28 protein-coding genes are annotated in these 24,720 nt (G+C 71.8%); 16 read left to right on the plus strand and 12 right to left on the minus strand.

Features of this window, described 5'->3' with window-relative positions; all coding sequences use genetic code 11:
- Nucleotides 1-9: 9 nt before the first annotated feature.
- Nucleotides 10-1,476: a hypothetical protein gene (locus D0D28_RS04220; RefSeq protein ID WP_116109795.1), complete on the plus strand. Its 1,467-nt coding sequence runs from the start codon at nucleotides 10-12 to the stop codon at nucleotides 1,474-1,476.
- 514 nt (nucleotides 1,477-1,990) lie between these two features.
- Here the strand turns inward: D0D28_RS04220 and D0D28_RS36015 are convergent.
- From D0D28_RS36015 to D0D28_RS04230, 3 genes are all read right to left on the minus strand, one after another.
- The gene (locus D0D28_RS36015; protein ID WP_167481435.1) at nucleotides 1,991-2,158 is read right to left on the minus strand and encodes a hypothetical protein; all 168 of its coding nucleotides are present in this window, start codon (nucleotides 2,156-2,158) and stop codon (nucleotides 1,991-1,993) included.
- A gap of 127 nt (nucleotides 2,159-2,285) precedes the next feature.
- On the minus strand, nucleotides 2,286-3,218 hold the full coding sequence (gene coaA, locus D0D28_RS04225; protein ID WP_094003517.1) for a type I pantothenate kinase: 933 nt from the start codon (nucleotides 3,216-3,218) through the stop codon (nucleotides 2,286-2,288).
- Between the two features lie 142 nt (nucleotides 3,219-3,360).
- Nucleotides 3,361-3,975: a macro domain-containing protein gene (locus tag D0D28_RS04230; RefSeq protein ID WP_094003518.1), complete on the minus strand. Its 615-nt coding sequence runs from the start codon at nucleotides 3,973-3,975 to the stop codon at nucleotides 3,361-3,363.
- 97 nt (nucleotides 3,976-4,072) lie between these two features.
- On the opposite strand from D0D28_RS04230, the gene pheA reads away from it, so the two are divergent.
- From pheA to D0D28_RS04245, 3 genes are all read left to right on the plus strand, one after another.
- Nucleotides 4,073-4,987: a prephenate dehydratase gene (gene pheA, locus D0D28_RS04235; RefSeq protein ID WP_094003519.1), complete on the plus strand. Its 915-nt coding sequence runs from the start codon at nucleotides 4,073-4,075 to the stop codon at nucleotides 4,985-4,987.
- On the plus strand, nucleotides 4,984-5,601 hold the full coding sequence (locus D0D28_RS04240) for a histidine phosphatase family protein (protein WP_116109796.1): 618 nt from the start codon (nucleotides 4,984-4,986) through the stop codon (nucleotides 5,599-5,601). The genes pheA and D0D28_RS04240 overlap by 4 nt, the downstream gene beginning before the upstream one ends.
- A gap of 153 nt (nucleotides 5,602-5,754) precedes the next feature.
- Nucleotides 5,755-6,399 (plus strand): DUF4232 domain-containing protein, encoded by a 645-nt coding sequence (locus tag D0D28_RS04245; protein WP_233157046.1) that lies wholly within the window; start codon nucleotides 5,755-5,757, stop codon nucleotides 6,397-6,399.
- Here D0D28_RS04245 and D0D28_RS04250 read toward each other — a convergent pair whose 3' ends face one another.
- Nucleotides 6,400-6,804, minus strand: coding sequence for a hypothetical protein (locus tag D0D28_RS04250; protein WP_116109797.1), 405 nt, complete (start codon nucleotides 6,802-6,804; stop codon nucleotides 6,400-6,402).
- A gap of 97 nt (nucleotides 6,805-6,901) precedes the next feature.
- On the opposite strand from D0D28_RS04250, the gene D0D28_RS04255 reads away from it, so the two are divergent.
- The gene (locus D0D28_RS04255; RefSeq protein WP_116109798.1) at nucleotides 6,902-8,464 is read left to right on the plus strand and encodes an AMP-binding protein; all 1,563 of its coding nucleotides are present in this window, start codon (nucleotides 6,902-6,904) and stop codon (nucleotides 8,462-8,464) included.
- Here the strand turns inward: D0D28_RS04255 and D0D28_RS04260 are convergent.
- The 3 genes from D0D28_RS04260 to D0D28_RS04270 all read right to left on the minus strand — a co-directional run bounded on the left by D0D28_RS04260 (nucleotide 8,451) and on the right by D0D28_RS04270 (nucleotide 11,345).
- Nucleotides 8,451-9,662, minus strand: coding sequence for an MFS transporter (locus D0D28_RS04260; RefSeq protein WP_094003524.1), 1,212 nt, complete (start codon nucleotides 9,660-9,662; stop codon nucleotides 8,451-8,453). The two genes, D0D28_RS04255 and D0D28_RS04260, sit on opposite strands and share 14 nt — an antisense overlap.
- A gap of 392 nt (nucleotides 9,663-10,054) precedes the next feature.
- Nucleotides 10,055-10,405 (minus strand): metallopeptidase family protein, encoded by a 351-nt coding sequence (locus tag D0D28_RS04265; protein ID WP_116109799.1) that lies wholly within the window; start codon nucleotides 10,403-10,405, stop codon nucleotides 10,055-10,057.
- Between the two features lie 4 nt (nucleotides 10,406-10,409).
- On the minus strand, nucleotides 10,410-11,345 hold the full coding sequence (locus D0D28_RS04270) for a septum formation family protein (RefSeq protein WP_233157050.1): 936 nt from the start codon (nucleotides 11,343-11,345) through the stop codon (nucleotides 10,410-10,412).
- A 62-nt stretch (nucleotides 11,346-11,407) separates the two neighbouring features.
- Here D0D28_RS04270 and D0D28_RS04275 point away from each other — a divergent pair, with 62 nt between their 5' ends.
- Genes D0D28_RS04275 through D0D28_RS04290 form a run of 4 tightly spaced genes read left to right on the plus strand, consistent with a single transcriptional unit; the run spans nucleotide 11,408 to nucleotide 14,630 of the window.
- Nucleotides 11,408-12,022: a hypothetical protein gene (locus D0D28_RS04275; RefSeq protein ID WP_240323089.1), complete on the plus strand. Its 615-nt coding sequence runs from the start codon at nucleotides 11,408-11,410 to the stop codon at nucleotides 12,020-12,022.
- A gap of 1 nt (nucleotide 12,023) precedes the next feature.
- Complete coding sequence (locus D0D28_RS04280) at nucleotides 12,024-13,190, plus strand: glutathionylspermidine synthase family protein (protein ID WP_116109801.1); 1,167 nt, start codon at nucleotides 12,024-12,026, stop codon at nucleotides 13,188-13,190.
- Nucleotides 13,191-13,247: 57 nt separating this feature from the next.
- Nucleotides 13,248-13,700 carry a DUF350 domain-containing protein gene (locus D0D28_RS04285; protein WP_094003528.1) on the plus strand — a complete coding sequence of 151 codons (453 nt, stop codon included), beginning with the start codon at nucleotides 13,248-13,250 and terminating at the stop codon, nucleotides 13,698-13,700.
- A gap of 24 nt (nucleotides 13,701-13,724) precedes the next feature.
- Nucleotides 13,725-14,630: a haloalkane dehalogenase gene (locus D0D28_RS04290; RefSeq protein WP_116109802.1), complete on the plus strand. Its 906-nt coding sequence runs from the start codon at nucleotides 13,725-13,727 to the stop codon at nucleotides 14,628-14,630.
- Between the two features lie 122 nt (nucleotides 14,631-14,752).
- Here D0D28_RS04290 and D0D28_RS04295 read toward each other — a convergent pair whose 3' ends face one another.
- Nucleotides 14,753-15,499, minus strand: a complete 747-nt coding sequence (locus tag D0D28_RS04295; RefSeq protein WP_116109803.1) for a DUF2382 domain-containing protein — start codon at nucleotides 15,497-15,499, stop codon at nucleotides 14,753-14,755.
- A 229-nt stretch (nucleotides 15,500-15,728) separates the two neighbouring features.
- Here D0D28_RS04295 and D0D28_RS04300 point away from each other — a divergent pair, with 229 nt between their 5' ends.
- Nucleotides 15,729-15,950 carry a hypothetical protein gene (locus D0D28_RS04300; protein WP_116109804.1) on the plus strand — a complete coding sequence of 74 codons (222 nt, stop codon included), beginning with the start codon at nucleotides 15,729-15,731 and terminating at the stop codon, nucleotides 15,948-15,950.
- Here the strand turns inward: D0D28_RS04300 and serS are convergent.
- Together serS and D0D28_RS04310 are read right to left on the minus strand one after the other, a co-directional pair.
- Entirely contained in the window at nucleotides 15,947-17,236 is a 1,290-nt protein-coding gene (gene serS / locus D0D28_RS04305) for a serine--tRNA ligase (RefSeq protein WP_116109805.1), read from the minus strand. The genes D0D28_RS04300 and serS overlap by 4 nt on opposite strands.
- Nucleotides 17,237-17,303: 67 nt before the next feature.
- Nucleotides 17,304-18,047: a maleate cis-trans isomerase family protein gene (locus tag D0D28_RS04310; RefSeq protein ID WP_116109806.1), complete on the minus strand. Its 744-nt coding sequence runs from the start codon at nucleotides 18,045-18,047 to the stop codon at nucleotides 17,304-17,306.
- A gap of 108 nt (nucleotides 18,048-18,155) precedes the next feature.
- Between D0D28_RS04310 and D0D28_RS04315 the strand changes: the two genes are divergently transcribed.
- Nucleotides 18,156-18,680 (plus strand): DUF3558 family protein, encoded by a 525-nt coding sequence (locus D0D28_RS04315; RefSeq protein ID WP_116109807.1) that lies wholly within the window; start codon nucleotides 18,156-18,158, stop codon nucleotides 18,678-18,680.
- Here the strand turns inward: D0D28_RS04315 and D0D28_RS04320 are convergent.
- Both D0D28_RS04320 and lhgO read right to left on the minus strand, forming a co-directional pair.
- On the minus strand, nucleotides 18,677-19,150 hold the full coding sequence (locus D0D28_RS04320) for a permease-like cell division protein FtsX (RefSeq protein ID WP_094003534.1): 474 nt from the start codon (nucleotides 19,148-19,150) through the stop codon (nucleotides 18,677-18,679). The two genes, D0D28_RS04315 and D0D28_RS04320, sit on opposite strands and share 4 nt — an antisense overlap.
- Before the next feature lie 23 nt (nucleotides 19,151-19,173).
- Nucleotides 19,174-20,385: an L-2-hydroxyglutarate oxidase gene (gene lhgO / locus D0D28_RS04325; protein ID WP_346009474.1), complete on the minus strand. Its 1,212-nt coding sequence runs from the start codon at nucleotides 20,383-20,385 to the stop codon at nucleotides 19,174-19,176.
- A 64-nt stretch (nucleotides 20,386-20,449) separates the two neighbouring features.
- On the opposite strand from lhgO, the gene D0D28_RS04330 reads away from it, so the two are divergent.
- From D0D28_RS04330 to D0D28_RS04350, 5 genes are read left to right on the plus strand one after another with little or no spacing between them, the layout of a single operon-like run.
- The gene (locus tag D0D28_RS04330; RefSeq protein ID WP_116109808.1) at nucleotides 20,450-21,565 is read left to right on the plus strand and encodes a DegT/DnrJ/EryC1/StrS family aminotransferase; all 1,116 of its coding nucleotides are present in this window, start codon (nucleotides 20,450-20,452) and stop codon (nucleotides 21,563-21,565) included.
- Complete coding sequence (locus D0D28_RS04335) at nucleotides 21,565-22,485, plus strand: NAD-dependent epimerase/dehydratase family protein (RefSeq protein WP_116109809.1); 921 nt, start codon at nucleotides 21,565-21,567, stop codon at nucleotides 22,483-22,485. Before D0D28_RS04330 ends, D0D28_RS04335 begins: the two co-directional genes overlap by 1 nt.
- Nucleotides 22,482-23,693: a glycosyltransferase family 4 protein gene (locus tag D0D28_RS04340; protein WP_430732342.1), complete on the plus strand. Its 1,212-nt coding sequence runs from the start codon at nucleotides 22,482-22,484 to the stop codon at nucleotides 23,691-23,693. The genes D0D28_RS04335 and D0D28_RS04340 overlap by 4 nt, the downstream gene beginning before the upstream one ends.
- Nucleotides 23,693-24,262: an acyltransferase gene (locus D0D28_RS04345; RefSeq protein WP_116109845.1), complete on the plus strand. Its 570-nt coding sequence runs from the start codon at nucleotides 23,693-23,695 to the stop codon at nucleotides 24,260-24,262. Before D0D28_RS04340 ends, D0D28_RS04345 begins: the two co-directional genes overlap by 1 nt.
- 20 nt (nucleotides 24,263-24,282) lie before the next feature.
- Nucleotides 24,283-24,717, plus strand: a complete 435-nt coding sequence (locus D0D28_RS04350; protein ID WP_116109810.1) for a VOC family protein — start codon at nucleotides 24,283-24,285, stop codon at nucleotides 24,715-24,717.
- The last annotated feature ends 3 nt before the right edge of the window (nucleotides 24,718-24,720 follow it).

Raw genomic sequence — 24,720 nt, forward strand, 5'->3', positions numbered from 1 at the left:
ATGTGCGCCATGACCGAGGTGCCGCAGCCGGAGACCGCCTTCGACGAGGTTCTGAACGCCTTCGCCGAACTGGGGAACGACGCCGATCCGACCCGCGTCGAGCTGGTCACCTCGGAGATCCTCGGCGAGTGGTGGGAGGCCGACGACGACCTCGCGGCCGGCCTGATCGACCTCGCCGCCGACGCCGCCGAGCCGGAGCGCCTGGTGGCGCCGCTGGCCGCGCTGCGCGCCCTGGCCACCGACGAGGACCAGCGGGAGGCCGCGGGCCTGGCGCTGGAGAAGTTCGGGCTGCCCGAGCCGGCCTGGGCGGCACGGCTGAACCAGGTCACGCCCGGCCAGTGCTGGCGCGCCACCGACGTCTACGGCGACGAGAGCTCGGTGCTGGTGTCGTTCGGCGACCACGGCCTGGTCGTCTCGATCAACTACGGCAGCTTCGGCGGCTGGGTCACCGACGCCGCGATCGTCGAGTCGCCGCAGGACGCGCTGGCCGAGCTGCGCACGGTGGGCGAGTCCGCGGAAATCGGCCCCGAGCAGGCCCACGAGGTGATCGCGGACGCGTTCGCCGGCACCGAGTGGCAGGCCGAGCCCGAGGTGGGCGAGGACTTCGTCCGGTTCCGCGCGCTCGCGCTGGCCCGCCTGCGGACGCTGCCGGAGCCGGCCGAGGCCGGGGAGCCGGAGCCGCTGACGGTGGAGGAGCAGGCCGAGGTCATCGACTCGTTCTTCGCCGCGGCCGGGGACGAGGTCGGCGACACCGAGGACGCCCGGGTGGTCGCGGTGCGCCTGATCGAGTTCGGCTTGGAGCACGACTCGCGGCGCCCGCTGCGCGTCGGCCCGGCCAAGCTGGAGTCCTTTGTGGACTTCGTGGACGACGGGCAGATCGAGCTGACCGACGAGCAGGACGCGGCGATGGCCGCGCTGCTGCCGGTGTGGGCGCGGGTGTTCGGCGAGCGCCAGGGCCTGCCCGAGGACGCGCTGACCGCCCTGGTCGAGGCGGTCGAGGACCGGCTGGACGACCGCGACCCGGAGGAGGAGTCCGCATTGGACGCCTACCTGACCGGTTCCGAGGACCTGACCCCGGAGGACGTGCAGGACCTGCTGGAACGCCGTCAGTTCGCGCTGCCGTCGCTGACCGTGGAGACCGAGGACGACGAGGTCGAGCTGGACCCGTCCGACCCCGAGCAGCGCCGGATGCTGGTGCTGAGCGAGTTCGCCGCCGAGTTCGACGACGAGGAGTCGGAGCTGCGGGCGGTCGCGCTGACCACGGTCGTCGACCAGCTGTGGGACGGCGAGCCCGCCGAGACGTGGATCGCCGCCCAGCGCCTGACCGAGTCCGGCCTGGAACGCGACGAAGTGCTGGCCGAGCTGACCGCGGTCCTGGAGGAGCACCTCACCGCGGACGAGGACGGCGAACTGGAGTTCGACCTGGACGACTACGTCGCGGCGCTCGACGAGCTGGACGCCGGCTCGGCGGACTAGGGGATGGCGGCTGGGCTGTCTGCCGTCACCGACGCGCGCTCGCGCTGGGCCTCGCCGCCGAGGACCTCCGGCTCGACCTGAACGACCGCACCCCCGGCAAGCGCCAGCAGGTCGCCGCCGGTGCCGTCCCGCCGGTCACGGTGATCGCCGACCTGCCCGAACTCGCCCTGGTGGCCCGGCCGGCGGGGACGATCGCGGAAACCACCTGGGAACTTTCGTGCTCCCCGAGAACCTGATCCCGCTCCTGCGCGCTTCGACGGCCGCGGATCACGCCCCCGCGTCGCGACACCGCACCACCGCGAAGCGCAGTTCGTGGCCGTCCCGGCTGGTGCGCCGCTCACGTCCGTTGCGCTCGTCGGATCCACACCGACCTGCCGACCGAGATCGGCCTGTCCGAGATGGGCTTCAGCTCCGGGGCCGCCGATGCTGGACAGCGATACTGCACTGGCGCCCACCGGCGCAGTGTCCGCCGCTCCTTGTGCGGTGCGGTGCAGATCGTCCCCGGGCAGTACAACTAGGGCACCGCGGTCGGGCCCTCCGCTGCCACCGGGTCCAGGCGGCGCTTGCGGCGGCGGTCGGCGAGAGCGTCTTCGAAATCGAGGACGAACGCACCGAAGGCCATCACCAGCAGCACCGCGATACCGAGCACGGCACCGATCCACGTGAAGATGATCGCGAACATCGGCGTGCCTCCTCCCTGGTCAGGGCGCATTTCCTGCCCTCCAGGGTGAGCTTTGCCGGGTGCCCGCGGTATCGGCCAACCGGTTACCGCTCGGCGAGCGGGGTCAGCCATTCGGCCGAGGGCGTGCCTACAGCTTGCGCAGGCGGACCCGGTTGATGCTGTGGTCCGGGTCCTTCCGCAGCACCAGCGTCGCGCGGGGGCGGGTCGGCAGGATGTTCTCCACCAGGTTCGGCTCGTTGATCGTGCGCCACAGGTGCCGCGCCTCGGCGCGGGCCTCCACGTCGTCCAGCGTCGCGAAGTGGTGGAAGTGCGAGGCCGGGTCCGCGAACGCCGTGCTGCGCAGCTTGAGGAACCGCTCGACGTACCAGCGCTCGATGTCCTCGATGTGCGCGTCGACGTAGATGGAGAAGTCGAACAGGTCCGACACCGTCAGCCGCGAGCCGGGCTGCAGCACGTTGAGGCCCTCGATGATGAGGATGTCCGGCCGGTTCACCACCTGCTCCTCGCCGGGCAGGATGTCGTAGGCCAGGTGCGAGTACACCGGCGCGCTGACCGACTCGGCGCCGGACTTGACGTCGGAGACGAACCGCAGCAGCGCGCGGCGGTCGTAGCTCTCCGGGAAGCCCTTGCGGTGCATGATGCCGCGGCGCACCAGCTCGGCCTTCGGGTACAGGAAGCCGTCCGTGGTCACCAGGTCCACGCGCGGGTGGTCCGGCCAGCGGGCGAGCAGGGTGCGCAGGATGCGCGCGGTGGTCGACTTGCCGACCGCGACGCTGCCGGCGATGCCGATCACGAACGGCACCTTGGTGCCCCGGCAGTCCTCGCCGAGGAAGGTCGTGGTGGCCTCGTACAGGCGTTGACGCGCCGCGACCTGCAGGTTGATCAGGCGGGACAGCGGCAGGTAGACCTCGGCGACCTCGGTGAGATCGATTTGTTCGCCGAGCCCCCGCAGGCCGTGCAGCTCCTCGGCAGTCAGCGGCAACGGTGTGCTGCGACGCAGCTCCCGCCACTGCTCCCGGTGGAGCTCGACGTACGGGCTGAGCTCACGTACCCGTGGCATTCCCACACTCCTTGCCCGTCGGTGGGCTGGGCTGGCGTCGACATCTCCGTAACGCAGCTTCAACGGTAGGTCTTACGGCGAGTAAATGCGCTGTGACCTTCTACACGCGCGCCCGGAACCGCCCGTGACCAGGGCCGGAGTGCTAGTTCCGCCGGAAGACCTCGTCCCAGGCCGCCGCCACCTGGCGGGCGCACGTCTCCGGGCTCACGCCCCCGACGCCGGTGCCCAGACCGGGCATCGCGATGGTCTCGACGACCGCGCGCACCGCCACGCCCTGTTCGAGCACCCCGTCGCGCCACTGCAGGAACACCGCCCGCGCCGCGAGGTACGGGTGGACCGTGTCGGCGGGCAGCCGCTCGCCGGGTTCCCGCATCGTCGGCGCGCTGATCAGCCACGCCGGCGCGGGTTCGCCGGTCGGCACCACGACCGCGCTGCCCACCGGCAGTTCACCGCCGTGGTAGGCGAGGATCGTGCTGCGGACGTTCTGCTCGACGTTCGGGAACGCGCGCGCGTAGACCGCGTCGATCCCGCCGCGCATCCAGCCGAACGAGTTCGCCGGGCTGACCACGGCGTCGGCGACCACGTCCAGCACCGAACCCCGGTGCACGCGCACCGAGCCGGTCATGGTGTCCACAACGGATCGCCACGCGCTGGCGAGTGGTTCGTCGACGGCACACAGCACCAGGGCGGGAGTTGCGGGTGCGACCTGGTCCTCCGTTCGCTTGCCGGTGGGTTGGGTGCCCGATTCGGCAGTCACCCCTACACCATGCCAAAAAACGCGACCCCACGTAACCAGGCGGCGCACTCGAACGCCTGAACAGACCAGCAGCGGGCGCGGTGCGTAGCCTGTCGGCGTGTCACGGATCGCATATTTCGGGCCGGTCGGGACGTTCACCGAGCAGGCCGCCCGCACGTTCACCACGGCGGAGGACGAACTCGTCCCCGCCGACACGATCCCGCACGCGCTCGACGCGGTGCGCCGGGGCGAGGCGGACGCGGCGTGCGTGCCGGTGGAAAACTCCGTCGAGGGCGCGGTTCCCGCGACGCTGGACAGCCTCGCCGTCGGCGAGCCGCTGATCGGTGTCGCGGAAGCCTTGCTACCAGTGCACTTCAGCGTCCTCACGCGCGACGACGTCGGCGAAATCCGTACCGTGGCGAGCCATCCGCACGCGCTCGCGCAGGTTCGCCAGTGGCTGGCCGACAACCTGCCCGGCGCCCGCGCGGTGGCGGCCGGATCGACCGCGGCGGCCGCGGTCGCCGTGCAGGCCGGGGAGTTCGACGCCGCCGTGACCGCGCCGGTCGCCGTCGAGCACTACCCGCTCAAGGTGCTGGCGACCGAGGTGGCCGACGTCCGGGACGCCCGCACGCGGTTCCTGCTGATGCGCCGGCCCCCGGTGGTGCTGCCGGAGCCGACGGGCGCCGACCGCACGTCGCTGGTCGCCGCGGCCGCCAACCGCACCGGCGCGCTCGCCGAGCTGCTCACCGAACTCGCGACCCGCGGCATCAACCTGACCCGCCTGGACGCCCGGCCGAACAAGCAGAACTTCGGCGAGTACCGGTTCTTCATCGACTTCGAGGGCCACGTGGCCGAGCCGCGCATCGCCGACGCGCTCGCCGCGCTGCGCCGCCGCTGCCGCGACGTCCGGTTCCTCGGCTCGTTCGCCCGCGCCGACGGCGTGCGGGCCACCGTCGAACCGGCCGCCCGCAACGAGGATTTCACCGACGCCGCCGGCTGGGTCGCCGCGGTGCAGAGAGGGGAGCAGGCATGAAGCTGTACCTGGTGCGGCACGGGCAGACCGCGGCCAACGTCGCCAAGAAGCTGGACACCGCCCTGCCCGGCCCGCCGCTCACCGAGCTGGGCCACGAGCAGGCGCGGCAGCTGGCCGAGAAGCTCGCGACCGAGCCGGTGGAGGGCGTCTACGCCTCGCACGCCACCCGTGCGCAGCAGACGGCCGTCCCGCTCGCGCAGGCGCTGGGCATGGCGGTGGAGCGGGTCGAGGGCGTGCACGAGATCGTGGTCGGCGACCTGGAGGGCCGCAGCGACCGGGCGGCCATCGAGCAGTACCTGACCGTGGTGAGCCACTGGACCCGCGGCGAGCTGCACGTCCCGATGCCCGGTGGGGAGACCGGGGAGCAGGCCCGGGACCGGTTCGCCGGTGCGATCGCCGGTCTCGCGCAGCGTCACGACTTCACCCGATCGGACGGTGTCGTGGTGCTGGTCTCGCACGGCGGGCTGATCCGGCTCGGCGCCGAGTGGCTGGCCCCGAATGTGCGGCCCGAGCTGGCCGATCAGGGCCTGATCCCGAACACCGGCATCATCGAGCTGGAGGCCGCCGCCGACGGTGGCTGGCAGTGCCTGAACTGGGTCGGTTTGCCCATGTAGGGGACGTTTCGACCGGTCGTCGAGGGCGCCTTGTTGTAGTTTCACCGCATGTTGCGGCGGATGGTCGGAAAATCGCGTGACGCGGCGCAACCAGGCGTGTGGACCACACGTCTCCCGGGTAGTGCTCCGATCGGCACAGGGAGGGGAAAGATCGTGGTTCGAATCAGTTCACCGCGCATCGGACTGGGTGTGGCGACGGCGGCGCTGGCGGCCGCGCTGGCCGGCTGCGGGACCGCGGGAACGGAGAACGCGCAGCCCGAGCCGGCCGCGCCGACGACGTCCGAGACCACCACCTCGAGCAGCCCGTCCACGTCCGCCACGACGGCCGAACCGGACGCGGCGACCAGCACCAAGACCGGCGAGACGCTGTGCAAGTCCAGCGACCTCAAGCTGACCCTCGGGCACGGCGACGCCGGCGCCGGCACCGTCTACCGGCCGCTGATCTTCACCAATGTGAGTGACCACCCGTGCGTGATCCAGGGCTTCCCGGGCGTCTCGTACGTCGCCGGGGAGGACGGGCACCAGGTGGGCCCCGCGGCGGTCCGGCAGGGCGAGAAGGGCGGCGCGTTCACGCTGAACAAGGGCGACACCGCCTACGCCGAGATCGGGTTCGTCAACGTGCAGAACTACGACACGGTGACCTGCCAGCCGCAGCCGGTGCGCGGCCTGCGGATCTACCCGCCGCAGGAGACGGCGTCGATGTTCGTCGAGCTGCCCACCACGGGCTGCGCGAGCGACAAGATCCCCGGCGACCAGCTCACCGTCCGGACCATCCAGAAGGGCAGTGGCGGCGAGTAGCTAGATCGTGTCGCAGATTTCGCGGGCCTGCGCCAGGTGCCGCCGGCCGTTCGGGTCGGCGAAGTTGAGGCTCAGCGCCATCCGCCGGACGCCGTCGATGTGGTCGGCGAGGTCGTCGTAGGTCGAGCTGACCTCCGCGGCCGCGGACGCGAGCGCGTCGGCCGCCATGATGTGCTGCAGCACGCCCGGTTCGAGCGTGCCCCGGCCCACGCGGCCCTCCGGCAGCGGCTGGGCCCTGGACAGCGCGGCGCACGCGGCCTTCGCGTCCGCGGTCGGGCCGCTCACCGCCGTGGTGGACGCCCACAGCAAGCCGATCATGCCCGCACCGACCACGAACCCGGCGACACCCGCCAGCACCAGGCGGCGCCGGGCCGCCAGCGGCTCTTCGGCATCGCTGATCCGCATAGGACATTCCAGCACCGAACGGGCACCGGGCACCAGATGCGGAGCGATCCCCATCCGGGGGTGGCACGCGCCGGGCGCGGCGACGACCATCGGGACCATGACACCGACGTCCCCTTACGACCGCCCGGACGCCTGCGTGGCGCGGCTGCTGTGTGACGACCACCCGGCCGGCGACGTGGCCTGCACGGTCATCGAACCCGACCTGACCAGCCGCGACGTCACGTTCGGCGAGCTGCGGGACGCCTCCGCGCGCTTCGCCGCGGCGCTGGCCGGGCTGGGTGTCGGCCGCGGCGACCGGGTGGCGACGCTGATGGCGAAGTCGGCCGAGTTCGTCGTCGCCGTGCTCGGGATCTGGCGGCTCGGCGCGGTGCAGGTGCCGCTGTTCACCGCGTTCGCGCCGCCCGCGATCGAAACCCGCGTCGGCGGCGTGAAGGCGGTCGTCGCCGACCCGTCGCAGCGCGCCAAGCTCGACCAGGTCCCCGGTGAGCGGCGGGTGATCGTCACCGGTGAGGCGAGCGGCGACGACCTGGCCTTCGCCGACCTGCTGCGCGCTGAACCGCAGCCGGAGCCGGTGGCCGTGGGCGGCGACGGGACGATCGTCGAGCTGTACACGTCCGGCACGACCGGTGCGCCGAAGGGCGTGCCGATCCCGGCCACGGCGATCGCCGCGTTCCGCATGTACCAGGAGTACGGCCTGGACCACCGGCCCGAGGACGTGTTCTGGAACGCCGCCGACCCGGGCTGGGCCTACGGGCTCTACTACGCCGTCATCGGCCCGCTCGCGCTCGGGCAGCGCAGCCTGTTGCTGCACGCCGGGTTCTCCCCGGAGCTGACCTATTCGGTGCTGGAGCGGTTCGGCGTCACGAACTTCACCGCGGGCCCGACGGTCTACCGGGCGCTGCGCAACGCGGACGTGCCGGTGCCGGACCGGTTGCGGCTGCGGCACTGCTCGTCGGCGGGCGAGCCGCTCAACCCGGACGTCAACGAATGGGCCGAAAAGGTGTTCGGGGTGCCGATCCTGGACCACTACGGCCAGACCGAGCTGGGCATGGTGATCGCGAACGGATGGCACCCGGACATCCGGGGCGAGCTGCGGCCCGGGTCGATGGGCCGCGCGCTGCCCGGCTGGCGGGCCGAGGTGCTGCGCCCCGACGCCGACGAGGTCGCGCCGCCCGGCGAGCAGGCGCGGGCGGCCGTCGACCTGGCGGGCAGCCCGCTGATGTGGTTCACCGGCTACCGCGACGCGCCGGACCGCACGGCGGAGCGGTTCTCCGCCGACGGCCGCTGGTACCTGACCGGCGACGTCGCCACGAAGTCCCCGGACGGCTACTTCACCTTCGCCTCGCGGGACGACGACGTCATCCTCATGGCCGGGTACCGGATCGGGCCGTTCGAGGTGGAGAGCGTGCTGCTGCAGCACGACGCCGTCGCCGAAGCGGCGGTGGTCGGCCTGCCGGACGAGCTGCGCGGCGAGGTGCTGGCGGCGTTCGTCGTGCTCCGGCCGGGTGCCGAGCCGGGCGAGGCGCTGGTGGCGGAGCTGCAGCAGCTGGTGAAGACGAAGTTCGCCGCGCACGCCTACCCGCGTCAGGTGCACTTCGTGGACGAGCTGCCGAAGACCCCGAGCGGCAAGGTGCAGCGGTTCCTGCTCAGGAAGAGCTGACCGGCTCGTGGTCCATCGAAAACCGCCACAGCATCAGCGCGGCGAGGGCGGCCAGCACGATCTGGGCGCCGCCGGACACCGCGAAGGTGGCGCTCGCGCTGCCCAGCAGGTGCGTCAGCGCGCCGCCGGCCAACGCGCCTAGCGGGATCGCGCCCCACACGACCGTCCGCCACACGCCGAGGACCCGGCCGAGCAGCTCGCTGGGCACCAGGGTGTGGCGGGCGGTCGCCAGCACCACGTTCACCGCCACGACGGCCGCCGCGAACAGGCCGAACAGGGCCGCGGAGGCGACCGGCTGGGAGACCAGGCCCATCGCGCCGAACCCGACGCCGGCGGTGAAGATGCCGGCCACCAGCACCGGCCGCCGCCCGGCGCGCCGCACCAGCCGTGGCGCGACCGCGGCACCGATCAGCCCGCCGATGCCGCCGACGAACGTGAACAGCCCGAACGCGGCCTCGCTCAGCCCGAGATCCTCCAGCGCGTACAGGACGAGCTGGGCCTGGGCCAGCTCGCTGGTGAAGCTGATCAGGCCGGCGATGATCACCAGCCGGCACAGCAGCGGGTGGTGGATCAGCCACTTGAACCCGTCGACCAGGTCGGTGCGCAGCCGGGTCGGTTCCGCCGGCGCCTTCGGCCGGTAACTGCCGGCCAGGCCGATGAGCAGCGCCGCGGCGATCGCGAACCCGGCGGAGTTCAGCAGGAACGGGAACGCGGCGAACACCGCGAAGGTGAGGCTGCCGACGGGGCCGCCCAGGAAGGTCTGGCCGAGGATCTCGGCGGCCTGGAACTTGCTGTTCGCGCTCTCCAGCTGGTCCGGCCGGGCCAGCGCCGGGATCATCGCGTTGCCGGCGCTCTCCGCCACGGTCTCGGCCGCGCCCAGCAGCAACGCGGCGACGTAGACGAGCCAGATCGACAGCGACCCGGTGTGCACGAGCAGAGCGGTCAGCCCGACGACCACCGCACGCGCGACGTTGGCGAGCAGCACGGCGCGCTTGCGGTCCACGCGGTCGGCGAGGGTGCCCGCGAACACGCCGAAGAGCAGCCACGGCAGGAACTGGGTCGCGGACAACGCGCCGATCTGCACGGGGTCGCGCGTGAGGGTCGCGGCCAGCAGCGGAAAGGCGACCTTGCCGATCCCGTCGGCGAGGTTGCCCACCGCGTTGGCCGCCAGGAGCCAGCTCAGCCGTCGGTCCGGCATCTGTCCTTCATGATCACCCTCGGTGGCGCTTCGATTGCCCTGTGCTTCCGAATGCTGCCACGGAGGGTGGCGATCAGTCGAGCTGATCTGGGGGGTGCTTACCGGAGGGTGAAAGAAAAAGAGCCTCGCCGGCGGGCAAGCTCTGGGGAGGAGGGGCCGGGTCGCCGGGGGTGTCGGCTTGGTTTTGCCTGTTGCGCTGGGTGCGGGTGGGCCTGGGCTCGCGTTCTCCCCGTGGCCCGGCCGCAGGGAAGCACCGAAAACAGGCCCTGTCCAGGGTGAAGTGAACGCTGCGCGCCCTGGACAGGGCCTGTTTTCGGCGCTCGGTGGCAGCCATGCGACGGGGAGAACGCGAGCGAGGCCCACCCTGTTGGGTCACCTCTGCCGAGGGGGCGTTAGCCCCAGCCGAGTTCGTGCAGGCGGCTGTCGTCGATGCCGAAGTGGTGTGCGATTTCGTGCACCACCGTGATCAGCACCTCCTCCACCACCTGTTCCTCCGAGTCGCACATGGCCAGGATCGGCGTCCGGTAGATCGAGATCCGGTCGGGCAGCACGCCGCCGTAGTCGCTGGTCCGCTCGGTCAGCGCCACGCCGTGGTAGAGGCCGAGGATGTCCGGCGCCTCGTCGTTGTGGTCCTCCACCAGCACGACCACGTTGTCCATCGCGCCGGCCAGTTCCTCCGGCACCTCGTCCAGCCCGTCGGCGACCAGTTCCTCGAACCGGGCCTTCGACATCTCCACCGGCACGCGGCTACCTGCCCGGGCTCGACGGGGGCGCGGCGGGCGGGGCCGCCTTGCGGATGCTGCCCGTGACCGGCGCGAGGCCGCTGTTGTCCGCCAGCTTGGCGCCGACCTTGCAGTTCACCAGGGTCGACCCGGCGTCCCAGCTCTCCTGCTCCCGGATGTCCCAGGTGAGGATCAGCTTCTGCGCGGCGAGGTCGACCTGGCCCGCGTAGTCCTGGACCGCCTTGTTGCACTCGGTGTCCAGCCAGATCTTCTGGTCGTTCTGCGACGGGTAGCCGTTCGGGAACTTCGTCTTCAGGTCCAGCGTGGCGACGATCTCGTAGGAGTGCGGCTGCGCGCAGTCGATCGGGTTGCCGACCGTCTTGTCCACCAGCGCGAGGCACGTGCCCGGTTCCCACACCGCCGACTGCGACTGGCCGGCCGCGTTGCCGACGATCGGCTCCAGCTTGCCGCCGGGCGCGGCCCACTGCAGCACGCAGCGCATCTCGCGGTCACCGTCCGCCCATTCGTCGTTGCCCGGCCGCAGCGCGCTGACCGTGAACCGGCCGAACGGGTCCAGCTCCTCGTTCAGGTAGGTCTCCACACCCGCGGTGCAGCGCTCCAGCGCGATGTCCCGCCACTGGTCGACCGTCGGCGCCGGCGCGTTCGGCGGGTACTTGTCGCCGATGTTCACCACGCCGGTCACCTCGTACAGGTGCGGCTGGGTGCACGGCACGATGTGGATGTCCGACACGTCCGGCATCGTCCAGGTGACGCAGCTGCCGGGCGGCGCGGCGAACGCGGCCTTCGCCTCGGGGGACTCCTCGACCTCGCCGCCGCCGCTGACGGCGCCTCCCCACGAGAACGCGACGCTCAGCGACAACGCCAGGATGGCGCCCAGAAACACACCCGCCATCACCAAGCGGGTGCGCAGCGTGGTCTTTTCCACTCCATCTCCGAGCATCGCGTCCCATAATGCCTGCGTCCGCAGGACGAGACACCCCTCGGGTGGTTAGGGTGAGCGCGATGACAGAAGACGGTGCGGGCGGCCAGCGGCCCCCGGAAGAACAGCCACCGCGTGGCTCGATGCGGTTCCAGGACCCGTCGTCGGCCAAACGGCGCGAGCCGACGCTGGCCGAGCAACGCGCCCGGCGGCAGGCGCTGGAGGAACAGGCCCGCCAGGAGGCCGCCGCCGAACAGGCGCGCGCCCAGGCGGAGCAGAAGGCCGCCACCCGCCGCAAGGTGCTGATCGGCAGCGGCGTCACCGTCGGCCTGGTCGCCGTCGTCGCGACCTGGTACATCGCGGGCACCAGTGACGAGGTGAGCGCGGTCTGCACCGACGGCAACGGCACGGTCCAGCCCGACGAGTACTGCGACGACAACTACGCCACCAGCCACGGCGGGTACTACAACTCGGCCACCGGGTTCTGGTTCATCCCGCTGCCCGGCGGTGGGTACAGCCAGTACCGCTACAACTACGGCGGCTCCGGCACGGTCGGCCAGCCCGTGCGCGGCGGCACCTACACGGCGCCGTCCGGCAACACCACGGTCAAGACCCAGTCGGGCAAGACCGTGCAGCGCGGCGGCTTCGGCATCAGCAGCAAGAGCAGCGGCGGCGACGGCAAGAGCGGGGGATCCTAGGGTGCGGAGGGGGACCGCCGAGCCGCGGCGGGACTGGCAGCGCATCGTCGAAGAACAGGGGCTGGTGTTCGGCACCCCGGCCCGCTACGGCTCCGGGCAGGACCGGCCGTACTGGGACGAGTCGGTGCACTACGTCCTGGAGATGGACGAGGTGCTCAGCCTGGAAGCCGACGTCGAGCTGCTGCACTCGATGTGCCTGGAAGCCGTCGACAACGTCGTGCTGACCGAGCGCTACCGCGAGTTCGGCATCCCGGAGTGGGTGTGGCCGCACATCGCGGAGTCGTGGAAGCGCCGCGACCCGCACGTCTACGGCCGCTTCGACCTGCGCTACGACGGCCGCGGCCCGGCGAAGCTGCTGGAGTACAACGCCGACACGCCGACGTCCCTGCTGGAGGCGTCGGTGCTGCAGTGGCACTGGAAGACCGAGGTCTTCCCGGACGACGACCAGTGGAACTCGGTGCACGAGCGGCTCGTCGAGCGCTGGCAGGAGATCCGCGGCCAGCTGCCCAGCAACGAGCTGTACTTCACCTGGTCCAGCGCCGACCCCACCGGCGAGGACCACATCACCACCTCCTACCTGCAGGAGACCGCGGCCGAGGCCGGCCTGGACACCGTCGGGCTGGCGATCGAGGAGATCGGCTGGGACCCGGTGCTCAAGCGGTTCGTCGACCTCGAAGAGGCGCCGATGAACACCGTGGTCAAGCTGTACCCGTGGGAGTGGGTGGTGGACGAGGAGTTCGGCCGCTTCGCCGCCGAGTCGCTGCCGCGGACCCTGTGGATCGAACCGCTGTGGAAGATGCTGCTCTCCAACAAGACGCTGCTGGCGATCCTGTGGGAGAACTACCCGGGCCACCCGAACCTGCTGCCCGCGTTCGTCGACCAGCCCGGCATCCTCACCGAGTACGTGCGCAAGCCCAAGCTGGGCCGCGAGGGCGCGAACGTGCAGATCGTGGCGCCCGGCTACGAGACCGAGACCGGCGGCGTCTACGGCGCCGAGGGCTACGTCTACCAGGCGTTCGACCCGCTGCCCGAGTTCGACGGGTTCCGCCCGGCGCTGGGCGCGTGGGTGGTCGGCGACACCTCGGCCGGCCTGGGCATCCGGGAGACGGCCGGCCTGGTCACCGACGACGGTGCCGCGTTCGTCCCACACCGCATCCCGCAATCGTGATAAACCACCCGAGCATCCACACCATCTGACTGCCACACCATCTGACTGGGAGACCCCGTGACCCACACCCTCGCGCTGGCCGAGACGTTCGGTTCCGATCTCGTGCGCGGGATCGGTGCGATCCTGCTGTACGGCGTCATCGGGCTGCTGCTGATGCTGGTCGGGTTCTACGCGATCGACTGGACGACCCCCGGCAAGCTGTCCGACCTGGTGCGCCGCGGCCTGCCGAACGCGGTGATCGTCACGGCGTCCGGGATGCTGTCGATGGCGTTCATCGTGGTGATCGCGATCTTCAACTCGGCCAGCGACCTCACCGAGGGCCTGATCACCTCGCTGGTCTACGGCCTGCTCGGGATCGTGGTGCAGGTCCTGGCGGTGCGGCTGCTGGAGTGGTCGACCCGGATCGACGTGAAGGGGACCATCCAGAGCGAGGTGTTCGCGCCGGCCAGCATCGTGGTCGCGGCCGCGCACCTGGCGCTGGGTCTCGTCGTCGCGGTCTCGATCAGCTGACGCGAAGCCCCTAGGGTGGGTGGTGTGTGCCTGCTGAGGACTCCCGAAGACCGGTTCACCGACCTCCCCGACTTCGACTACCCACCGCTGTACTGCGACCTGGAGAACGAGCAGGACGGCATCGTCCGGATCTCCTACGTGGAGGCCGGCCCGTTCGACGGTCCCGTCGTGCTGCTCCTGCACGGCGAGCCGAGCTGGTCGTTCCTCTACCGCAAGGTGCTGCCGATCCTGGCCGAGGCCGGGATCAGGGCGATCGCGCCCGACCTGATCGGCTTCGGCCGCTCCGACAAACCGGTCGACGTCGCCGACCACACCTACGCGCGGCACGTCGAGTGGATCCGCTCGTTCGCGTTCGACGCCCTCGACCTGCGGAACGTCACGCTGGTCGGCCAGGACTGGGGCGGCCTGATCGGGCTGCGGGTCGTCGCCGAGAACCCGGACCGGTTCGCACGCGTGGTCGCGGCCAACACGCTCCTGCCGACCGGCGACCAGGCGATGCCGGACGAGTGGCTCGCCTTCCGCAACGCCGTGCAGAAGGCGCCGGTGCTCGACATCGGCCGGTTCGTGCAGTCCGGCTGCCGCACCAAGCTGAGCGACGCGGAACGCGCCGCCTACGACGCGCCCTTCCCCAACGAGATGTACAAGGCCGGCCCGCGCGCGATGCCCGGACTGGTCCCGACCACACCGGACGACCCGGCGAGCGAGGCGAACCGCCGCGCCTGGTCCGTGCTGTCCGAACTGGACACCCCGGTCCTGTGCGCGTTCGGGGACAGCGACCCCATCACCGGCCCGGCGGCCGCGGTCCTGCAACGCGAGCTGAAGGGCGCGGCCGGTCAGGACCACCGGACGCTGGAGAACGCGGGCCACTTCCTGCAGGAGGACCAGGGCGAGGAGCTGGGCCGCATCATCGCCCGGTTCGTGCGGGGCTGACCGGCACGGGGTTCAGCGCCGCGAGGTCAACCCCGGTGAACAGCTCCGGCTCGCGCGCGTTCCCGTAGCGGAAGCCCCGGTGCCGCGCACGGGATGCGCGGCACCGGGGAACCCAGCCCGGGTCAGCGGTTCTTGCGCCGCTTGGTGTCGTCCTCCATCTCGATGCGCTCCTTGCGCACCTGGCCGGACACGGTCTCCTCGTCACGCACGGTTTCCTTGGCCAGCCGCACCTTCTCCACCGGCACGGTCTCCTTCTCGACCTTCGGCCGCTCCTCGTGCAGGGTGATCTCCTGCTCCTCGTCGGCGATGCGCGCGCCGGTGCGGTCGCCGCCGGTGATCGGCTCGCGTTCCAGCCGGACCTCCTCGTGCGTCACCGGCACCTTGACCTGCTGCTCCTCGGTGACGGTGTACTTGCGCAGCCGGACCCGGCCGGTCTCGACGCGCTCGGTGCCGACGTTGAGCCGCTCCTCCGAGCGGGTCATCGACTCACCCGCCGTGCCGCGCTTGCCCGGCTGCGGCCGGGTGCGGCCGCCGCGGTTCTCCTGGCTGCCGCGCGGCGCCGGCATGTCGTAGAAGCGGTACAGCTCGGCGGATTCCTGTTCGGACAGGTGCCGGTCACCGTCGGTCTGCGGCGCCTCGGACACCTTTTCCTTGGTGACGCGCACGTGCAGGCCGTCCCGGTCCATCGTGGCGCCCTGGAGCGGCACGAAGCTCTCCTTGTGCCCGAACATCCCGGTGCGGACCGTGACCCACTCCGGTTCCTGCGTGTCGTCGGCGACGTAGACCGTGCCGACCTTCCCGATCTTGCGGCCGTGCGAGTCCACCACCGCGTTTTCCATGAGCTCTTCCGGTCGCATGGTGCCAGTCATGGCTTGCTCCTTCCCCGTTGTCGAGCCGTCATGGATGTAGACGGCTCGGTGGGGGTGCGAAACTGACACCATCGGGGATCACTCACGTGAGGGTCCCCCGCGCGTCGGTGGCCGCCACTTCGACGACCCGCAGTAGAGCGTCCAGTGTGGACAGGTCATCCGGATCGAGGCGACCGAGGATCCTGGACAGGATTTCGTTCCCGGCGGCGGTTCCGGCCGCGAGGGCCCGATGCCCCGCCGGGGTGACCGATCGCGCGGCCAGGCCGAGTTCTCCCGCGAGCACGGCCTGCCGGACCGGGCCGAGCCGGCCGAGCACCTGAGATATCCGACGGGAGAAACCAGGGACGAGCGGCCCATCGCGGTCATCACCGGAGCGACGCACGGCTTGGGCCGGCTGGTCGCCCTCGACCTGCCCCGCCGCCTCCGCGACGAGACGGCGAGGCTCCTCTAGGCCGTGCTGCCGTCCGGGTTGATGACCGCGAACCCGGTGTAGGGCACCAGCGCCTCGGGGATCCGGATCGAGCCGTCGGCCTGCTGGTTGTTCTCCAGCACCGCCACCAGCGTCCGCCCGATCGGCAGCCCGGACGCGTTCAGCGTCGCGATCTGCGCCCGCTTGCCGTCCTTGCCCTTGCCGCGGATGTTCGCCCGCCGGGCCTGGAACGTGCCGGTGTCCGACGCGCTCGAAATCTCCCGGTAGGTGCCCTGGCTGGGCAGCCACACCTCGACGTCGAAGGTGATCTGCGCGGAGAACCCGGTGTCCCCGGCCGCGAGCTTGATCACCCGGTACGGCAGGCCGAGCTTCCGCAGCGGCGCCTCGGCGTGCGACAGGATCTCGTCCAGCGCCTCGCGCGAACGCTCCTCCTCGACGAACTGCACCAGCTCGACCTTCGAGAACTCGTGCTGCCGGATCAGCCCGCGGGTGTCCTTGCCGTACGAGCCGGCCTCCGAGCGGAAGCACGGGGTGTGCGCGGTGTAGCGCAGCGGCAGGTCCTCCAGCTGCAGGATCTCGCCCGCGTGCAGGTTGACCAGCGGCACCTCGGCGGTCGGGATGAGGAACAGCTCCCGGTCGGCCACGCCGGTGCGGAACAGGTCCTCCTCGAACTTCGGCAGCTGACCGGTGCCGGTCATCGTCTGCCGGGTGACCAGCGCGGGCAGGCTGAACTCGGTGTAGCCGTGCTCGCCGGTGTGCACGTCGAGGAAGAACTGCGCCAGCGCGCGCTGCAGACGCGATCCGGCGCCCTTGAACACCGCGAACCGCGGGCCGGACAGCTTGGTCGCGCGGCCCAGGTCGAGGATGCCGGCGCGCTCGCCGAGGTCCACGTGGTCCAGCGGCGCGAAGTCGAACTCCGGTGGCGTGCCGACGCGGCGCACCTCTTCGGCGAACTCCTCGGTCGCGCCGTCCGGGATCTCGTCGAGCGGGATGTTCGGGATGCCGAGCAGGAACTCGTGCAGCTCCGCCTCGACCTCCCGCTGCTCCTCCTCGAGCCGGGCGATCCGGTTCTTCAGCTCGCGGGCGCGCTCGCGCAGCTCGGTGACGTCCTCACCGCGCTTGGCGGCGGCGCCGACCTCGGCCGCGGCCTTCTTCGACTCGGCCCGCGCCTGGTCGCCCTCGCTGATGACGGAGGACCGCCTGCTCACCAGCTTGCCCAGGTGGTCGGTGTCGAGCACATACCCGCGGCGGCGCAGCTTGGCGGCCGCGTCCACCTCGGGGTCGAGCAGCTGGCGGGGGTCGTGCATCAGTACTCCAGGTACGAGCCGGTACGGATGCGCTCCAGCGTAACGAGCCCGACCAGCGGGTTTCGCCCTACCCGGTCGGCAGCCGGGCCGGCGCGCCCAGGTCCCACCCGACGGGCACGCCGGCGGCACGCAGAGCCGACCACATGGTCACCTGGTTCGCGGTCAGCACGGGGATGCCCAGGCGCTGCCGCAGCGGCTCGATCACGTCGTAGGTGGGCACGTTCGTGCAGCTCACGAACAACGCGTCGGCGCCGGTGGTGTCCAGTTCGGCGACCCCGGCGAGCACGTGGGCGTAGGTCGTCTTCCAGATCTCGCCGAGCATGCCGAGCCCGACGCTCGCGGTGGTGGTGATCCCGTACTCGGCGAGGAACGACACCAGCCGGTCCGTCACCGCGTCCACGTAGGGCGTGACGACGGCGACCCGGCGCGCGCCCAGCGTCTCCAGCGCGGCGACCATCGCGCCGGAGGTGGTGATTGCGCGCGGCGCGCCGGCGTCGAGCATCGCCGCGACCAGCGCGGCCTCACCCGCGGCGCCGCCGACGAAGCTGCCGGACGTGCACGAGTAGGCGACGACCTCGGGTTCCGGGACGAGCAGGTCGGTGGTGGCGCGGCGGACGCCGTGCGGGTTGGCCAGCGCCTCGGCGAGCTGCACGGTCACCGGCTCGGGCAGGTAGGGCAGGCGCGTGGTGTGCAGGCACGCGTGGTCGGGCACCCAGCGCCACAGCTCGCGGTCGAGGGCGAAGTCGAACGGCGCGACCACACCGATCCCGGTCTGGACCGGCAGGGTGATCTCGAACGGATCGGCTGTCATCGCGGCGTTCCCCTCTCCCGGCAGCGGTGGCCAGGCTAGGTTCGGCGTGGGAAAACCGATGACGCCGCGAGTTACCGAGCGGTTAAACCTGCGCAGGGGAGGCTTTCAGTGAGGTGGCGGATCGCCGCGGTGGTGGCCGCGGCCGGCCTGGCCGGTGCGTGCACGACCACGGTCAGCGGGACACCGCAGCCGGCTCCCGGGCGGATCACGGTGGCGCCGGCCAGCTCGACCGACCCGTGCACGCTGCTGACCACCGACGAGGCCGCCGAGCTGGGGCTCGGTCCGGGCACCCCGATCCCCGCGCAGCCCAGGCAACGGGTGCCGCCGGGCTGCGACTGGCGGTCGCTGGACCCGGACGCGGGCCTCGACGACTCGCTGCAGGCCTACTACGGCACCGACCAGACGATGGAGGAGTACTTCGCCGCGCAGCCGGTCGGGGAGAAGCAGCTGGGCGGCATCACCTGGCAGCACTACTCCTCGATCATGGGCGACTGGCTGTGCAACCTGGCCGTGAAGCTCGGCGAGACGGAGTTCGTCGTGCTCACGGGCCAGAACCTGGGCGACGAGACCAAGTCCTGCGTGGTGGCCGAGCGCGCGGCGCCGGTGGTCGCCAAGCACCTGCCGCAGCGCTAGGGCGCGCAGGAGCCCGTCGCCAGGACCTCGGCGTCCGGGAACTGCTGCCGAACCGCCGGGGCCACCTGCTCGGCGGTGGTGTCCGCGCGCGTCATCAGGATCAGGGACGCGGGCAGCGCCTCCGGCCGGGCCTTGTCCAGCAGGTCCGGCCGGTCGGCGAAGGTCCGCTGGAACTCCGCCCACGTCTCCTGCTGGGTCCGGGTGCGGACGCTCGCGAACCGGGCGTCGCCGCGCAGCCGGTCCGCGGCCGCCGTCATCGCCGGGTCCGGGTTCCGCCCGGTGAAGTTCACGGTGATCTCGTGGACGCAGCGGTCGTGCGCCTCCTTGGCCATCCGGTCCGCGGGCGAGTCGCCCGCCCACAGGAGCGCGCCGATCCCGACGCCGGCGCCGGCGGCGAGCACGAGCGAGAGGACGAACACCCACCACGGGATGCCTCTGGTGCGCCGCGTGGCGCCAGGTCTGTCGGTCATCCGATCATCCTGGCAGGGGCTGCTCAACCGACCTGGTCGGCCACGTACTTCGCGATCTCCAGTGCGCTCGTCGCCGCCGGGGACGGGGCGTTCAGCACGTGCACCTGGTGCGGCGCGGTCTCGATGAGGAAGTCGTCCACCAGTGAGCCGTCCGGGCGCAGCGCCTGGGCCCGCACGCCGGAGCCGGCCCCGACGATGTCGTCCGGGCCGACCGCCGGGACCAGCCGCGCGAGGCTGGCCGCGAACCGGCGCTTCGACAGCGACCGCCGCACCTCCTCCAGCCCGGTCGGGTACGCCCACTTCCGCGCCAGCCGCCACGAGCCGGGGAAACGGGCCACGTCGGCGAGGTCCGACGGCGACACGTCGCGCCACCGGTAGCCCTCCCGCCGCAGCGCCAGCACCGCGTTCGGCCCGGCGTGGACGCTGCCGTCGAGCATCCGCGTCAGGTGCACGCCCAGGAACGGCAGCGCGGGGTCGGGCACCGGGTAGATCAGCCCGCGCACCAGGTGCCGCCGCTGCGGCGTCAGCTCGTAGTACTCGCCGCGGAACGGGACGATCCGCGCGCTCGGGCGCAGCCCGGCCAGCTCCGCGACCCGGTCGGACTGCAGGCCCGCGCAGTTGACCAGCGCGTCCGCGCGCAGCACCTCGTCCCCGGTGGCGACCTCCACGTTCGCCGCCGAACCCGGCCGGATGCCACGGGCCGCCGTGCCCAGCCGCAGGTCGGCGCCGTGCTCGGTGAGCAGCCGGACCAGCGCGGTGCACACCCGCGGGAAGTCGATGATCGCCGTCGACTCCACCCGCAGCGCCCGCACGCAGGAGACCTCGGGCTCGTACTCGCGCGCCTCCGCCGCGCTGATCAGCTTCGCCGGCACGCCGTTGGCCTCGGCCCGCTGCGCGAGCACGCCCAGCGCGGGCAGTTCGGCGTCGCTGGTCGCCACCACGAGCTTGCCGCACACTTCGACCGGCACCCCGTGCTCCCGGGCGAATTCCACAATGGACCGGTTGCCCGCCACGGACATCCGCGCCTTCGCCGAGCCCGGCCGGTAGTACAGCCCGGCGTGCACGACGTTGGAGTTGTGCCCGGTCTGGTGGGCGGCCCACCGGTCTTCCTTCTCCAGCACGGTCACCGCGGACCCGCGGCGGGTCAGCTCCCACGCGGTCGCGAGGCCGATGATTCCGCCGCCGACGACGACAACCCGGTTCACCACGCGCCCAGCGTATACGCCGTCAACCAGGGCGTTCGCCCGATCGAGTGACGGGCCTCGTGCTTAGACTGCGCGCTCGACGAGAAGGAGCCCGATGCCCGAACCCGTTCCGCTCGGCCGTCCCACGGTCGGCGAGGAGGAGCTCGCCGCGGTGGCCGAGGTGTTCGCGTCGGGCTGGCTCGCCGGCGCCGGCCCCGCCTGCCGCCGGTTCGAGGAGCGCCTCGCCGCCGCCACCGGCACCGCCCACGCCCTGGCGACCAGCAGCTGCGGCGCCGCCCTGTTCCTCGGGCTGCGCGTGCTCGGCGTCCGGCCCGGCGACGAGGTGATCGTCGGCGACTACACCTTCCCGGCCACCGGCCACGCCGTCGTGCAGGCGGGCGCGACCCCGGTGTTCGCCGACGTCCGGCCCGACTCGTTCGCGGCCGACCCCGCCGCCGTCGAAGCCCTCGTCACGCCCCGCACGGTCGGCATCATCCCGGTGGACGTGGCCGGCCAGCCCGGCGAGTACGACGAGTACCGGGCGATCGCCGACCGGCACGGGCTGTGGCTGTTCGCCGACGCCGCCTGCGCGGCAGGCGCCACCCACCGCGGCCGCCCGGCGGGCAGCCTGGCCGACCTGACCGCGTTCTCCTTCCACGGCCGCAAGGGCATCACCGCCGGTGAGGGCGGCGCGCTGGTCTCCGACCGCGCGGACCTGATCGAGCACGCCCGCAAGCTGCACACCTACGGCATCGCGCCCGCACTCTCCCGCGAAGGGGCGCTCGCGGTGCCGGAGTTCGACGAGCTCGGCTGGAACTTCCGGCTCTCCGACGTCCAGGCCGCGATCCTGCGCGTGCAGCTGGACCGGTTGCCGCGACTGCTGGCGGCGCGGCGCGCGGTCGCCAAGCGGTACTCGGACGCCTTCGCCGGCCTGCCCGGCGTCTCCACGCCGGCGGAACTGCCCGGCCGCGAGCACCCGTGGCAGGCGTACCTGCTGCGGCTCGACCGCGGCCGCGACGAAGCCATCGCGAAGCTGCGGGCCCGCGGCATCCAGTGCACGTTCGGCACCTACGCCTCGCACCTGCAGCCGGTGTACGGGCCGCAGGAGCCGTGCCCGGTGTCGGCGGAGTTGTTCCGCCGCCACCTGGCCCTCCCCATGCACGCCGATCTGACCGACGAGCAGGTCGCGCGGGTCATCGAATCCGTCCGAGAAGTCGTAGGAGAGCTGTAGTGCGAGTCCTGCTCACCGGGGGTGCCGGGTTCATCGCCGCGCACACCGTCCCGCTGCTGCGCGAGCGCGGCTACGAGGTGCGGATCTTCGACAACATGACCCGCGGCGACCGCGACCGCGTGTCCGGGTTCGTGGCGGGTGGCGGCGTCGAACTGGTCGAGGCCGACGTCCGCTACGGCGGCGCGGTGCGCGAGGCGATGCGCGGGTGCACGCACGTCATCCACTTCGCCACGGTGTCGATCAACAAGTCCATCGCCGACCCGCACGAGTCGATCGACATCAACATGACCGGCAACCACAACGTGTTCGCCGCCGCCGCGGACGAGGGCGTGGACCGGGTCGTGTTCGCGTCGTCGGCCTCGGTCTACGGCGAGCCGGAGAAGCTGCCGATGCACGAGGACGACCGGCTCGACCCGCTCACGCCGTACTGCATCAGCAAGCGCGCGGGGGAGGACCTGCTGCGGTTCTACCAGCGGCAGAAGGGCTTGTCCTGGATCGCGTTGCGGTTCTTCAACGTCTACGGGCCGGGGCAGCGGATCGAGGCGTACTACACGTCGGTGATCAACCACTTCATCCAGCGGCTGCGGGCGGGCAAGCCGCCGGTGATCGACGGCCGGGGCGCGCAGTCGATGGACTTCGTGCACGTCAGCGACCTCGCGCGGGCCGTGGTGCTGGCGCTGGAGTCGGCGACGGCGAACCTGCCGGTCAACATCGGCACCGGCATCGACACCTCGATCGCGGCGCTGGCGAAGATCCTCATCGACGCCGTCGGGGTGGACGTCGAGCCCGAGTTCAACCCCCGCGACGTGCTGGTCTCGCGCCGGGCCGCGGACATCGCTCGCGCCCGCGAGGTGCTCGGCTGGACGCCGGAGATCTCCGTCGAGCAGGGCATGCGCGACCTCGTCGAGAGCTACCGGTGAGCGCGCCCGGCGCCGCGGCGGGCGCGCACCGGCCGCTGCGGATCGCCGTGGTCAACAACTTCTTCCCGCCCCGGGTCGGCGGCAGCGCGCACATGGCGGCGTCGCTGGCCCAGCGGTACGCGGCCGAGGGGCACGAGGTGCTGGCGATCACCGCGGCCTACGCCGACGCGCCGGAGACCGAGGAGCGTGACGGCTACCGCGTCGTGCGGCTGCCCGCGGTGCGGATGCCGCGGCTCGGGTGGTCGATCGACTTCGACCTCAGCTTCGTCACACCGCACCTGCGGACCCGGCGGCGGTTGCGGCGCCTGCTGGACGAGTTCCGTCCGGACGCGCTGCACCTGCACGGCCAGTTCTTCGACCTCACCTGGCTGGCCGGGCGGTACGCGCGGCGGCGGGGGCTGCCGTCGCTGCTGACCATCCACACGCTCCTGGTCAGCGAACGGCGCCGGTACGACCGGCTGTTCCGGCTGCTGGACGCCGCACTCGTGCGGCCGAACCTGAACCGGATCGCGCCGCGGTTCGTCATCCTGGACAAGCTGGGCCTGGACTACTGCGCGCGGCGGTACGGCGTGACCGATCCGGAGTTCTTCCCGATCCCCGTGGACACCGACCACCTGGATTCCGCGCCACGCAAGGACATCCGCGCCGAGCACGGCGTCGACGGGCCGCTGATCGTGTCGCTCGGGCACGTCATCCCGCTGCGGAACCGGCTGCCGCTGGTCGAGGCGATGCCGGCGATCCTGGCGCGGCACCCGGACGTCAGGGTGCTGGTGGTCGGCCGGGTCTACCACGACGCGTTCCTCAAGCGCGCCAGGGAACTCGGCGTCGCGGACGCGTTCGTGGTCACCGGCGCGGTGCCGAAGGACGACGTGCCGTCCTACCTGGCGGCGGCGGACCTCGTGGCGCACGACCTCAACGGCGGCTGCGGCACGGCGTCGCTGGAGGCGATGGCGGCCGGCACGGCGACCACCGCGGCGGTCGGCGAGGACAACTACCCGGGCGTCGAACTGCGCAACGGGTGGAACGTCCTGCTCGTCGAACCCGACGACGCCGAGGCGGTCGCGGCGAACGTGATCGAGCTGCTGGACAAGCCGGGCAAGCGCCGGGCACTGGCCGCCCGGCAGCAGGCGCTGGTGCGCAACAACTTCGCGCTCGACGTGGGCGCGGCCGAGCACCTGCGGGTGCTGGCGAAGATGGCGGGCCGGTGATGTTCTTCGACGACGAGCGCAGCAACCGGTTGCGGCCGCGGATCCTGACCGAGGTGGTCGGGCAGTACCTGAACGACTCCGAACGCGCCCGCCTGTTCGGCCTGCCGGACACCACGCGCATCCGGGAGCGCGCGAAGATCATCGACCCGGAGCGGCTGGAGATCGGCGAGCACTGCTGGATCGGCGAGGGCGCGGCGCTGGACGCCAGCGGTGGCCTGACGATCGGCGAGCACACCAGCATCGGGGTGGGCACGCTGGTGTTCACGCACTCCAGCTGGCTGGCGAACATGATGCTGGACAACCGGCCGGGCAGCGACCTGATCGAACGCAAGCCGGTGCGGATCGGCAAGGGCTGCTTCATCGGCAGCATGGTGGTGGTCATGCCGGGCGTCACGATCGGCGATTTCGTCACGGTGCAACCGATGTCGCTGGTCGCCAAGGACGTCCCGGACCGCTGCCTGGTGGCCGGCAACCCGGCGCGGATCTTCCAGCGCTACGACGAGGAGTTCATCGAGGCGGAAGCCGCCCGGGTGCGGGCCGCGCGGGAGGAGTATCGCCCGGTCGAGTGAGCCGCGGCTAGGGTGAGCGCATGGGGTCGGTCAAACAGTTCCAGGTCACCTTCGACTGCGCGGAGCCCGAGCGCGTCGCTCGCTTCTGGTGTGAGGTGCTGGGTTACGTCATCCCGCCGCCGCCGAAGGGGTTCGCCTCCTGGGAGGAGTTCGATCGCTCCATGCCGCCGGACCGCCAGGGTGCGGCGTTCGCCTGCGTCGATCCCACCGGGGTGGGGCCGCGGCTGTTCTTCCAGCGCGTTCCCGAAGGCAAGGTCGTCAAGAACCGGGTGCACCTCGACGTGCGGGTCGGCACCGGGCTGGTGGGCGAGGAGCGCCTCGCCGCGCTCCAGGCCGAGCGCGAGCGGCTGAACCCGCTCGGCGCGACCTGCGTGCAGGTGCTGCTCGCCGACGAGTTCAACGAGTCGTGCATCCCGATGCTGGACGTCGAGGGCAACGAGTTCTGCATCGACTGAGGC

Origin of the sequence: Amycolatopsis ruanii (assembly GCF_003385175.1) — a bacterium.
GTDB lineage: Bacteria > Actinomycetota > Actinomycetes > Mycobacteriales > Pseudonocardiaceae > Amycolatopsis_E > Amycolatopsis_E thermalba.